11 protein-coding genes and 1 pseudogene are annotated in these 10,955 nt (G+C 64.3%); 4 read left to right on the plus strand and 8 right to left on the minus strand.

Going from position 1 to position 10,955, the window contains the following annotated elements; genetic code table 11:
* Positions 1-83: 83 nt before the first annotated feature.
* From ligD to EN991_RS09580, 3 genes are read right to left on the minus strand one after another with little or no spacing between them, the layout of a single operon-like run.
* The gene (gene ligD / locus EN991_RS09570; RefSeq protein WP_127368648.1) at positions 84-2,597 is read right to left on the minus strand and encodes a DNA ligase D; all 2,514 of its coding nucleotides are present in this window, start codon (positions 2,595-2,597) and stop codon (positions 84-86) included.
* Between the two features lie 13 nt (positions 2,598-2,610).
* Positions 2,611-3,480, minus strand: a complete 870-nt coding sequence (locus tag EN991_RS09575; protein ID WP_013528646.1) for a Ku protein — start codon at positions 3,478-3,480, stop codon at positions 2,611-2,613.
* Between the two features lie 12 nt (positions 3,481-3,492).
* The gene (locus EN991_RS09580; protein WP_024502193.1) at positions 3,493-3,732 is read right to left on the minus strand and encodes a hypothetical protein; all 240 of its coding nucleotides are present in this window, start codon (positions 3,730-3,732) and stop codon (positions 3,493-3,495) included.
* Positions 3,733-3,857: 125 nt separating this feature from the next.
* On the opposite strand from EN991_RS09580, the gene EN991_RS09585 reads away from it, so the two are divergent.
* Positions 3,858-3,998 (plus strand): hypothetical protein, encoded by a 141-nt coding sequence (locus tag EN991_RS09585; RefSeq protein ID WP_013528645.1) that lies wholly within the window; start codon positions 3,858-3,860, stop codon positions 3,996-3,998.
* A gap of 254 nt (positions 3,999-4,252) precedes the next feature.
* Positions 4,253-4,639, plus strand: coding sequence for a DCC1-like thiol-disulfide oxidoreductase family protein (locus EN991_RS09590; RefSeq protein ID WP_275953346.1), 387 nt, complete (start codon positions 4,253-4,255; stop codon positions 4,637-4,639).
* Between the two features lie 13 nt (positions 4,640-4,652).
* Here the strand turns inward: EN991_RS09590 and EN991_RS09595 are convergent, their stop codons facing one another.
* From EN991_RS09595 to EN991_RS09605, 3 genes are read right to left on the minus strand one after another with little or no spacing between them, the layout of a single operon-like run.
* Positions 4,653-5,036, minus strand: coding sequence for a DUF1850 domain-containing protein (locus EN991_RS09595; RefSeq protein ID WP_063173466.1), 384 nt, complete (start codon positions 5,034-5,036; stop codon positions 4,653-4,655).
* Positions 5,033-7,153, minus strand: a complete 2,121-nt coding sequence (locus EN991_RS09600; RefSeq protein WP_127368649.1) for a TRAP transporter permease — start codon at positions 7,151-7,153, stop codon at positions 5,033-5,035. The genes EN991_RS09595 and EN991_RS09600 overlap by 4 nt, the downstream gene beginning before the upstream one ends.
* Before the next feature lie 14 nt (positions 7,154-7,167).
* Positions 7,168-8,127 (minus strand): TAXI family TRAP transporter solute-binding subunit, encoded by a 960-nt coding sequence (locus EN991_RS09605; RefSeq protein WP_024502189.1) that lies wholly within the window; start codon positions 8,125-8,127, stop codon positions 7,168-7,170.
* A 256-nt stretch (positions 8,128-8,383) separates the two neighbouring features.
* On the opposite strand from EN991_RS09605, the gene EN991_RS09610 reads away from it, so the two are divergent.
* Together EN991_RS09610 and EN991_RS09615 are read left to right on the plus strand one after the other, a co-directional pair.
* Entirely contained in the window at positions 8,384-8,737 is a 354-nt protein-coding gene (locus tag EN991_RS09610) for a YciI family protein (protein WP_013528640.1), read from the plus strand.
* A complete protein-coding gene (locus tag EN991_RS09615; RefSeq protein ID WP_127365457.1) occupies positions 8,737-9,981 on the plus strand; it encodes an RNA polymerase sigma factor in 1,245 nt (414 codons plus the stop codon). Before EN991_RS09610 ends, EN991_RS09615 begins: the two co-directional genes overlap by 1 nt.
* Before the next feature lie 3 nt (positions 9,982-9,984).
* On the opposite strand, the gene EN991_RS09620 is transcribed toward EN991_RS09615, so the two are convergent.
* Both EN991_RS09620 and EN991_RS09625 read right to left on the minus strand, forming a co-directional pair.
* Positions 9,985-10,611 carry a glutathione S-transferase family protein gene (locus EN991_RS09620; RefSeq protein ID WP_127368650.1) on the minus strand — a complete coding sequence of 209 codons (627 nt, stop codon included), beginning with the start codon at positions 10,609-10,611 and terminating at the stop codon, positions 9,985-9,987.
* A 129-nt stretch (positions 10,612-10,740) separates the two neighbouring features.
* Positions 10,741-10,955, minus strand: a pseudogene (locus EN991_RS09625) (cysteine synthase A); the annotation flags it as partial.

The following is a 10,955-nucleotide window of genomic DNA, read 5'->3' on the forward strand; positions in this document are numbered from 1 at the left end:
GAGCTGAGGAGCCGACGCTGATTTCGTCACGCTGGCAGGCCAGAGGGCGCGCGAAGGATCGCTGCGCTGGGAAATTGCGCGAACTACCCCCGCTTCAACGCCTTCCCCTGCTTGAAAAATTCCCTCCACGGATCGGCTTTCGCCAGCTGCTTCAGCGTCGTCTTGTCGCCGATCGGGAAAGCGTTCGGCGGCAAGCCGGCCTCGATCTCTGGCCAGGTCACCGGCATCGACACGGTGGCGCCCTTCTTGGCGCGCGAGGAATAGGGCGCGACCGTCGTCGAGCCCTTGCCGTTGCGCAGATAGTCGACGAAGATCTTTCCCGTGCGCGCTTTTTTCGACAGCGTCGCCGTGTAGCGATCGGGGGCACCCTGCTCCAACGCGCGGGCAAAGTCATGGGCGAAGCCCTTCACCGCGTCCCATTCGGCAGACGGCTTCAGCGGCACCAGCACGTGATAGCCCTTGCCGCCCGAGGTCTTGACGAAATTCGGCAGCGACAGCTCGTCGAGCTTGCCTCTGATATCGAGCGCCGCCTCGCGCACCGCCTTCACGTCGACGCCTTCATCCGGGTCGAGATCGAAGATGATCTGGTCGGGCTTTTCGATCTCATCGATCGTGCACCCCCAGATGTGGATCTCGACCACGCCATACTGGACCAGTGCGGCAACACCATCGAAATCCCGGATGAACAGGATCTCCTCGCCGTCGGTCGGGTCCTTCATGCGCGCGATCTTATCGCTCATGCCAGCCGAGGCATGTTTCTGGAAGAAACGCTGGCCGCCGACACCGTCCGGCGCCCGCACCAGGCTGAGCGGCCGGTTGACCACGAACTGTTCCATGCGCGGCCAAACCTGTGCGTAATGATCGAGCAGGCCCTGCTTGGATATGTTTTCGTCCGGCCACAGCAGCTTGTCGGGATGCGAGAGTTTGACCGTGGTCGTGATCGACCCGGCGGCTTTGCCGCCTGATGCCGGCTTGGCCGTGCTCTTGCCTGTCGATGGCTTGCCTGTCGCCGCTTTGGGCTTTTCCTGCACGACTTCCTCCGCCGGCTTGTCCTCGCGCAACCCCTGGAACGAGGCGTGGCGTATTATACGGTCCGAGGTCCAGCTGCGAAACTCCACTTCGCCGACAAGTTCAGGCTTGACCCAGACCAGGCCCTTGCCCTTCGGCACGGCGGTGGAGAAGGGCGATGATTTTGCCGTCAACGCATCGAGTTTTGCCTTCAGCTCATTGGCGCCCTTGCCCGAAAAACCAGTGCCGACGCGGCCGGCATAATGCAGCTTGCCGCCCTCGTGGAAGCCGACCAGGATCGAGCGCAGGCCGCGCCCGGTCTTGTCCGACGGCAGGTAGCCGCCAATGACGAACTCCTGCCGCGCCGTGCATTTCGACTTCACCCAGGTTGGGCCGCGGCCGCTGCGATACGGTGCATCGGCACGCTTGGAGACGACGCCTTCCAGGCCCATCCGGCAGGCATGCTCCAGCATGATCTTGCCGGGTTCGGCGAAATGGTCGCTGAAGCGGACCGCCGCATTGTCGGGCTGTTCGCCGAGCAGTTCCTGCAAGGCCTGCTTGCGCTCGACCAGCGGCTCGCGCCGCAAATCCCTTCCATCGAGGCGCATCAGGTCGAACACGTAATAGATGAAGCGATTGGTCCGCTTCGCCGACAGGTCTTGCTGCAGCAGCGCGAAGGACGAAACACCACTGTCGGCCAACACCACCACCTCGCCATCGAGGATGGCGTCGCTGCACTTCAGCCCGGCCAACTCCGCGACGATCTCGCCGCCGAATTTCTTCGTCCAGTCGAGGCCGGTGCGGGTCAGCAGCCGCACATCGGTGCCGGCGATCTGCGCCTGCATGCGATAGCCGTCGAACTTCACCTCATGCAGCCAGTCCTTGCCCGGCGGCGCATCGCGCTCGAGCGTGGCCAGCTGCGGCTCGATAAAGTCGAGGCGTTTGCCGGCTTTTGTCTTGACGGCGGCCGGCTTGTTGGAATGCCAGACTTTCGGCTTCTCGCCCTTCGCGGTCTTGCCCTCGCCGACCTCCTCGATGGTCAGGCCCGATTTCACCGATTCAGGCGCTTCCTTGAGGATGTCCTCGCCGGGACGCGCTGCGGCATCGTCCGACTTGATCAGCAGCCAGTTGTCGCGCTTTTCACCCGCACGCGGCTTCAGCCGCACCAGATGCCATGCCCCATGCAGCTTGTGTCCCCTGAGCTCGAAGCTGATATGGCCCTTTTTCATCGCCTTGGCCGGGTCGATCTCGGGAATCCAGGTGCCCTCGTCCCAAACGATAACCGAACCGCCGCCATATTCGCCCTTGGGAATGGTGCCTTCGAACGGCGCATAGTCGATCGGGTGATCCTCGACATGGACAGCCAGTCGCTTCTCATGCGGGTCGAGGCTCGGGCCGCGCGTCACCGCCCAGCTCCACAGCACGCCGTCATGCTCGAGCCGCAAGTCGTAATGCAACCGCGTCGCGGCATGCTTGTGGATGACGAAGATGCCGCCCGCGCCGCCCTGCTTGGTCCGGGCGACCTTGCCGGCCGGTTCGGCGGTTTTCTTGAAATCGCGCTTGGAATGATATTGTTCGAGGCTGGCCATTCGTTGGGGTTCCTCACGCCGATTTGCGTTTGGGCGCGCTGGCTTTCGACTTGGCGCGTTTGGCCGCTGGCCTGGCCTTCGCCGACGAAGATGTTTTCGATGACCCGGAGTCCGACAGGCTCTTCTTCAGCGCGTCGAACAGATTGACGACATTGGAAGGTTTGGGCGCGGCCTTAGCCTTCGGCGCCTTGTGGCCGGCCTTCTTGGCGCGGATCAGCTCCAGCAGCGCGTCCTCGTATTTGTCGTCGAATTTCGAGGGATCGAACTTCGTCTTCTTCTTGTCGATGATCAACTCGGCCAGATCGGTCATCTCCTGATCGGTCTTCACGGGCTCGATGTCGCCGAAGACGGTGTCCGGTTGCCGCACCGTGTTGTCGTAGCGCAGCGTCGTCAGCACCATGCCCTTGCCGAGCGGTTCGATCACCACCGGCCGTTCGCGTCGGTAGAGCACGATACGCGCCAGCCCGGCCATCTTCTTGCCCGCCATCGCATCGCGAATGACGGCGAACGCCTCTTCCGACACCTTGTCGGCCGGCGCCACATAGTAGGGCGTGTCGAGATAGATCTGCTGGATCGAAGCTTTGTCGACGAAGCCGTCGAGCGCCATCGTGTGCGAGGATTCGATCTGCACCGCCTCGATCTCGTCTTCCTCGATATGGATGAAATTGCCATCGTCGAGTTCATAACCCTTGATCTCGTCCTCCTCCTCCAACGGCTTGCCGGTTTCGGCATCGACATAGAGGCGCTTCACCGTGTTGCCGGTCTTGCGGTTGAGAATGCGAAACGAGACCCGCTCCGTATGGGTGACGACATTGGTCAGTTCGACGGCACAGGTGACCAGCGAAAGCTTCAGATAGCCTCTCCAGGCCGGACGCGGCGCCATGATATCTTCCCTTCAGAACCAGATGAAGGTGAGAACGGACAGATCGCGCTCCAGTTCCGCGCTCCCGCGCCGATCTGGATGCCAAGGGGCCGCCTGGTTGGTTCTGGCCGCCAGCACGGAAATTTCGCGGGCTCGGCAAAAGTTGAAACAGAACCGCGCGCAGGCGACATTCAAACGAAACATATGTGATGCAAAAGTCACATTGGCCGGAATGCCAACCAACTGCACGGAAAGACCCCGAATCAGCCGCATTCCAGCCACGAAGCAAGGCATTTTCGACCAGATATTAACATCACGTTCACCGACTATTCACGCCTCGACGCTATGATGACCGCAATTCGGAAGGGACATCCGAAAATCGGGACAGGGACAAGGTAATGAACTTCCTCGCGCACCTCATCGGCTATGCCGCCGCCATCCGCGAATTCGTCGCGCCGACCTACCGGCCCGAACGCTATTACATGCGCGGCCCCGGCCCGGCCTGCGCCCGTCGCGGCAACTCGCTGGGCGCGCACTGATCATGGCTTTCGAAAATCGCCACAACAGCCGGATCTGCAGGCCGGCCGCCTCTACCCGCGCCACCACCTATCGCGCCGAGCGTCCCGCTCTCGCCGACAGGCGCCGTGCGACATCGCCACGGCTTTGATACCATCGCTGGCCGGCTTAGTGTCATAGGACACGAGCAGCCGAGGCCAGCGTGACGGACCATCCTCAACCAGTTCGACCCCAGTCAACTCGTCCCTTCGAAACAGTTCTCGACTCACGCCATCCATTGATCGTTTTCGATGGCGTCTGCGTGCTCTGCTCCGGTTTCGTGCGCATGGTGGTCAGGCTCGACCGCCAAGGCCGTTTCCGCTTCGCCACCGCGCAGTCGCCCTTCGGTGAAGCGCTGTTCCGGAAGCATGGACTGCGCACCGACTCTTACGAAACCAATCTCGTCCTGATCGACGGCGTCGCCTTCACGCGGCTGGACAGTTTTGTCGCCGTCATGGCGGAACTCGGCTGGCCTTGGCGGGCGGCCAAAGCACTGTTGCTGTTGCCGCGCCCGCTGCGTGGTTGGCTCTACGATCGCATCGCCAGGAACCGCTACGCCCTGTTCGGCAGGAAGGACGCTTGCGACATTCCTTCTCCGGAGCTGCGCGAGCGGTTCCTTGGCTGAGGGTGGCTATGCGCTACCGCGGCTGGCTCGTGCCATCCGGCCGGCACGGCTCGAGCACGATCGGTCCGCCTGCCGTCCTCCCCAATTCCCGGCAGCCCTGAACCGTGCACAGTGTCCAGCCGTCGCTGGTTGCACCTGAAGCGGCGAGCACGACGCGCCGCTGCGGGCCGACATCAGGCGCATAGCTCCACCAACCCTCCTTCAGCACAGCGCCTTCCGGTGGCTCCATGCCGGCGCCCGAGCCCTCGATCCGGGCTTCGACCACCTGCAGGCCGGAGGACGTGACCTTCCAGTCTTCTTGCCAGCGCGTCCGTTCCACCGAATGCGTCCAGGACAGCGTGAAGGCGGCGACGGAGAGCGTTACCGTCTTGCCCGCGGCCAGGAGGCATAGGCTCATGTTCTGACTGAAGCCTGCCGCGCGCGAAAACAGTGCCAGCCGATCCAGGCCAGCGCCAGCACCCAGCCGGCCTCGTCGGTGAGCGGCACCGCGGCGACCAGCAGCACGCCGGCCGCGAAGGCGACGAGCCGCTCCCACCACGCCATGCGGGTGACCAGAAAACCGACGGCGGCGGCACCCCACAGCACGATGCCCATGCACGCCTTGGCGACGATGTAGCCGACCTCGACGGGATAGCCGAACTGGGCGGCGATCGGACCTGCGTCCTGCAGCATCAGCGCCGGCGTGTAGACCGCCATGAACGGCACGACGAAGCCGGCAATGGCCAGCTTGGTCGCCTGGATGCCGATTTTCAGGCCGCTTTCCCTGGCCATCGGTGCGGCGGCGAACGCCGCCAGCGCCACCGGGGGCGTCAAATCGGCCATGATGCCGAAATAGAACACGAACATGTGGCTGACCAGCAGCGGCACGCCAAGCTCGAGCAGCGCCGGCCCGGCCAGCGACGAGGTGATGATGTAGTTGGGAATGGTGGGAATGCCCATGCCCAGCACCAGGCAGGTGACCATGGTCAGCACCAGCGACAGGAACAAATTGTCCTCGCCGATCGAGATGATCCAGCCGATGAAGGTCGAAGCGATGCCGGTCAGCGTCAGCGTGCCGATGACGATGCCGACAATGGCGCAGGCAATGCCGACCGGCAGCGCGTTCTTGGCGCCTTCGGCGAGCGAGTCGACACAGATTTGCAACGTCTCGCGGCCGCCCTTGAACGTGAAGCAGGCGACGACCAGTGCGGCGATCACCAGGCCGAGGAGGTTGACGCCGAACTTCATGAACGAAGCGGCGGCAAGCCCGAGCGCGATCCAGAAGACGATGCGGAAGGCCAGCGGCCCGATCGCTGCCGCCAACGGCGTGCCGAGGATGAGCACGATGGTCAGCGCCAGGCCCATCGTGCCGGCGAAGATCGGCGTATAGCCGGCAAACAGCAGGTAGATGAGCGCGGCCAGCGGCAGCACCAGCGGCCAGTGTTGCCGCACCGCGTCCCACGGATTGGGCAGCTCGGCCTTGGCCATGCCGTGCAGGCCCGCCTTGCCGGCTTCCAGATGCACCTGCCAGAAGCAGGCGCCGAAATAGAGCAGCGCCGGGATGATCGCCGCCTTGACCACTTCGGCATAAGGCACGTTCAGCGTCTCGGCCATGATGAAGGCGACCGCACCCATTACCGGCGGCATGATCTGGCCGCCCATCGAGGAGGTCGCCTCGACGGCGCCGGCAAAAGCCGAGCGGAAGCCGAAGCGCTTCATCAGCGGGATGGTGAACTGGCCGCTGGCCACCACATTGGCGACGCCCGAGCCGGAAATGGTGCCCATCAGCGCCGAGGACAGGACGCAGACCTGCGCCGGGCCGCCGCGCCACGAGCCGACCAGGCCAAGCGCGAAATCGTTGAACAGCGCGATCATGCCGGCGCGTTCTAGAAAGGCGGCAAAGACGACGAAGATGAAGATGTAGGCGGCCGAGACATAGATCGGCGTGCCGTAGATGCCTTCGGTGCCGTAGGCGAAGGTGTCGACGAGCTGGGCGAAATCATAGCCGCGATGGATGAGCGGCGGCGGCAAATGGTTGCCGAAAAAGCAGTAGGCGAGAAAGATGAAAGCGATGACCGCCAGCGGCAGCCCCATCAGCCGCCGCGCTGCCTCGAAGACCAGCACCACCAGCACCGCGCCGAAGATGAGGTCCGGCGTGGTCAGGAAGCCGGAGCGGCGGATCAGATCGGTGTAGAACACCCAATTGTAGAGGCCGGTGCCGAAGCCGAGCGCCCCGAGCGTCCAGAACGCGGCTTTCGCCGGCATGCTCTTGGCGCGTAGATTGGCGATCAGGCCAAAGCCGAGCAGCAGCAGGAAGCCGACATGCATGGCCCGCACCACTTGGCTCGGAATGCTGCCATAGGCGGCGACATAGATCTGGAACACGGAAAAGGCGACGGCGATGAGAAAGGCGGCCTTGCCCGCAAGGCCGTCGCCGAAGCCCGGCGGCAGCCCTTCGACCTGTTCTTCGACGGCAGGCAGATGGAAGGTGGCGGATTTGCCGTCGGTTGACGTTCCAGACGTTGCTTCGGTCATCCGACGGACCCGCCCTACTTCAACAAGCCCTTCTCCTTGTAGTACCGCTCGGCACCGGGGTGCAGCGGCACCGGCATGCCGTCGAGCGCCTTGGCCGGGTCGATCGCCTTGGCGGCGGCATGTGCCGCAGCCAGTTGGTCGAGATGGTCGAACATCAGCTTGGTCATCTGGTAGGCGGTCTCGTCGGAGACATCGGCGCGGGTGATGAGGAAATTGCCGACGGCGGCGGTGGCGACATCCTCGCTCTGGCCTTCATAAGTGCCCTTGGGAATGACCACCGACAGATAGGGCGCGCCGATCTTGGCGACGTCCTCGGCCGGCACCGCCACGACATTGATCGGCACGGAGGTGGCGAGGTCGCGGATCGAGGCGACGCCGAGCCCGGCCGATTGCAGCGTGGCGTCGAGCTGCCGGTTCTTGATCAGCTCGACCGATTCGGCGAAGGGCAGATACTCGACCCGGCCGAGATCCTCATACTTCAACCCGGCGGCGGCGAAGATGGCGCGGGCATTGAGCTCGGTGCCGGAGGCCGGCGCGCCGACCGACAGGCTCTTGCCCTTGAGGTCGGCCAGCGTCTTGATGCCGGACTCCCGGCTGGCGACGATCTGGATGTAGTTGGGATAGATGGCTGCGATGCCGCGCAACTTATCGAGCTTGCCGGGGAAACCGGCCTCGGCATTGCCTTCGGCGGCCAGCTTGACGGAATCGCCCAGCGCAAACGCGATCTCGCCCTTGCCCTGCTGCAACAGATTGAGGTTTTCGACCGAAGCCTTTGTTGCCTGCACCTGGGTGCGGGCGCCTTCGATGCCCTTGCCGTAGATTTCCGACAGTGCCACGCCGAGCGGATAATAGACGCCAGATGTGCCGCCGGTGAGCACATTGATGAATTCCTGCGCCTTGGCGGAAACAGCGCCTAGGCCAAGCGACAGCGCCACGGCGCCGGCCGCAACAAGTTTCGTCCTGAAATGGAACATCTGATTTCCTCCCTGAAATAGCAGCCGCATCACCTCCCTGACGCGAACAGAAGCGAGTTTAGACAGCGAGATGGAAATGCCAACCCGCAATCCCATGCGTTAGACGAATGGTTGAGTGCGGATGCACAGATGGCCGCTTGCGTGAAATGTCTTCGGAGCCGAAAGATTTTTCCAATGCCTGTCGAAATCGGCCAGGGCCGCGCGACATACGTCCGGCTCGCAAACGAAGCAGCCTTCGAAACAACGGGAGAAGACCATGCGATACATGCTTTTGATCTACGTCAATGAAGCCGCGATGGCGGCCGCGCCGACCGATAAGACCTACGAGATCAGCGCTGCCTATGGCGCGTATACCGATGCGTTGAAGAAATCCGGCGCCTGGCTGGCCGGCGACCGGCTGAAGCCGACCCAGGCCGCCACTTCGGTGCGGATGGTCAATGGCAAGACCAACGTGCTCGATGGCCCCTATGCCGACACCAAGGAGCAGCTTGCGGGCTTCTACATGATCGAGGCCGAGGATGCCGATGCCGCTATCGCCTGGGCGGCGCGCTGCCCCGCGGCCAGCGCCGGCACGGTCGAGCTGCGGCCGATCTGGGAACAGACCATGTGATGGAAAGTGGCCTGGAGATCGCGCGGGCGGCAGCGGAAACCGCCGCCCGGCAAAGCTACGGCAAGCTTGTCGCCTGGCTCGCGGCCCGCACGCGCGACGTGGCCGCAGCCGAGGACGCGCTGGCCGATGCCTTTGCCGCCGCCCTCGAACGCTGGCCAAGAACCGGCGTACCCAAGAAACCGGAAGCCTGGCTGCTGGCGGTGGCAAGGCGGCGCCGCGTCGATGCGGTGCGGCGCCGGCTGACCAGCGAGGCCGGCCGCGAGCATCTCAAGCTGATTGCCGAGGAAGCGGAGGCGCGCATGACCGACGAAGACCTGCCCGACGAGCGGCTGCGGCTGATGTTCGCCTGCGCCCATCCGGCGATCGAATCGAGCGTGCGTTCGCCGCTCATCCTGCAGACGGTGCTGGGGTTCGACGCCGCGACGATCGCTTCCGCCTTCCTGGTCTCGCCGGCAACGATGGGCCAGCGCCTGGTGCGAGCCAAGTCCCGCATCCGTGAAACCGGTATTCCGTTCCGCGTGCCGGAGCAGGCCGAACTCGGCGAACGGCTGGATGCGGTGCTGGAAGCGATCTACGCCGCCTTCGCCGAAGGCTGGTCCGACCCGGCGGGCACCGAGACGCGAGGGCGCAATCTGGCGACCGAAGGCATTTGGCTCGGCCGGCTGGTGGCTTCGCTGTTGCCGGAGGAGCCGGAGGCGCTGGGCCTCCTGTCGCTGATGCTGTTTGCTGAGTCGCGCCGCGCCGCACGGCGCAGCGCCGCCGGCGACTTCGTGCCGCTGGCGGAACAGGATTGCCTTCTATGGGACCGCGCCCTGATCGATGAGGCGGAGGCGCTGCTTTCCAACGCCGCGGCCAAGGGCATCATCGGCCGCTACCAGCTTGAGGCGGCCGTGCAGTCCGCGCATGCGGCACGACGGCTGACCGGCCGCACCGACTGGGCGGCGATCCGCGAGCTCTACGATGCGTTGCTTTCGATCGCAGGATCGCCGGTGGTGGCGATAAACCGCGCGGTGGCGATCGCCGAGGCCGAGGGCGCAGTGGCGGGATTGGCGGCCCTCTACGTGCTGGGCGACGACAAACGGCTTGATGACTATCAGCCCTATTGGGCCGCACGCGCCGGTCTCCTGGCCAGGCTTGGTCAGGTACCGCAAGCCTGCGAAGCCTATGACCGGGCGATCGGCCTCGAGCGCGACCCGGCGGTGCGCCGCTTCCTGCAGGAAAAGCGGGCAGTGCTCAGAAATTGAGCTTCAGCCCGGCCACATCTCGTGCGAGGTGTTGAGCGTCTTCATCAGCGGATGGTCGCGCAGCCGCGCCCACAGGCGTTCAATGTTCGGCCATGCCGTCCACGCGCTGTCGATGTCGGGATGCCAGGCCACCAGCATGACCAGATAGATGTCGGCCAGCGACATCCGGTCGCCGACCAGCCAGTCACGGCCTTCGAGCGCGGCATCCAGAACGGCAAAGCCACGGTCCATCTCGGCCACGGCTGCCTGCTTGACCGCCTTGGTGCCTTCGGGATCGGCAGTGTAGCGGTATGCGTAGTAGAAACGCAGCACCGCCGGATAGAGCACCGACGACATGAAGGCCATCCAGCGCAGGAAATCGGCGCGGGCAGGCGCGTCTGCTGCCGGCGCCAAATTGGCATCGGGATGACGCTCGGCAAGCAGGATGCAGATCGCCGCCGATTCCGTCATCGAGCTTCCGTCCGGCAAGGTCAGCACCGGCACCTGGTTCAACGGACTGATGTCGAGGAAGGCGGGGTCGGGCCGGTCGGTCTTCGGCACGTCGATCTGCTCGAACTGTGCATTCGCCAACGCCAGCGCTGCCTCGACGACGAAGCCGCCGCTGCCAGGACGGGTATAAAGCTTGTACATGAAATTCTCCCCCGGCCGCGCAAAGCAGGCCGGGGCGATATGAACCGGAAGCGGTGCCGCGCTCAAGCCGCCGATGGCGGCCACGCGCGTGTTTTCAGCGGGCCAGCTTGGACGCGAAGGAGCGTCGGACTACGATCCCAGCCCCTCGAACAGGATTGTCGACAGATAGCGCTCGGCGAAGGACGGGATGACCACCACAAGATTTTTGCCCTTGTTCTCCGGCCGCGAGCCGACGACGATGGCCGCCTGCAGGGCGGCGCACGAAGAGATGCCGACCGGCACGCCTTCGAGGCGGGCGACGAGGCGGGCATTGGCCACCGAATGCTCGTTCGACACCTTGGCGA

The organism is Mesorhizobium sp. M7A.F.Ca.US.005.03.2.1 (assembly GCF_003997795.1).
Classification (GTDB): Bacteria; Pseudomonadota; Alphaproteobacteria; order Rhizobiales; family Rhizobiaceae; genus Mesorhizobium; species Mesorhizobium ciceri.

Excerpts from the sequence above, each read along its gene's own strand:
- ligD (WP_127368648.1), bottom strand. The coding sequence starts at position 2,597 with ATGGCCAGCCTCGAACAATATCATTCCAAGCGCGATTTCAAGAAAACC.
- EN991_RS09575 (WP_013528646.1), bottom strand. The coding sequence starts at position 3,480 with ATGGCGCCGCGTCCGGCCTGGAGAGGCTATCTGAAGCTTTCGCTGGTC.
- EN991_RS09580 (WP_024502193.1), bottom strand. The coding sequence starts at position 3,732 with ATGCGGCTGATTCGGGGTCTTTCCGTGCAGTTGGTTGGCATTCCGGCC.
- EN991_RS09585 (WP_013528645.1), top strand. The coding sequence starts at position 3,858 with ATGAACTTCCTCGCGCACCTCATCGGCTATGCCGCCGCCATCCGCGAA.
- EN991_RS09595 (WP_063173466.1), bottom strand. The coding sequence starts at position 5,036 with ATGAGCCTATGCCTCCTGGCCGCGGGCAAGACGGTAACGCTCTCCGTC.
- EN991_RS09600 (WP_127368649.1), bottom strand. The coding sequence starts at position 7,153 with ATGACCGAAGCAACGTCTGGAACGTCAACCGACGGCAAATCCGCCACC.
- EN991_RS09605 (WP_024502189.1), bottom strand. The coding sequence starts at position 8,127 with ATGTTCCATTTCAGGACGAAACTTGTTGCGGCCGGCGCCGTGGCGCTG.
- EN991_RS09610 (WP_013528640.1), top strand. The coding sequence starts at position 8,384 with ATGCGATACATGCTTTTGATCTACGTCAATGAAGCCGCGATGGCGGCC.
- EN991_RS09615 (WP_127365457.1), top strand. The coding sequence starts at position 8,737 with ATGGAAAGTGGCCTGGAGATCGCGCGGGCGGCAGCGGAAACCGCCGCC.
- EN991_RS09620 (WP_127368650.1), bottom strand. The coding sequence starts at position 10,611 with ATGTACAAGCTTTATACCCGTCCTGGCAGCGGCGGCTTCGTCGTCGAG.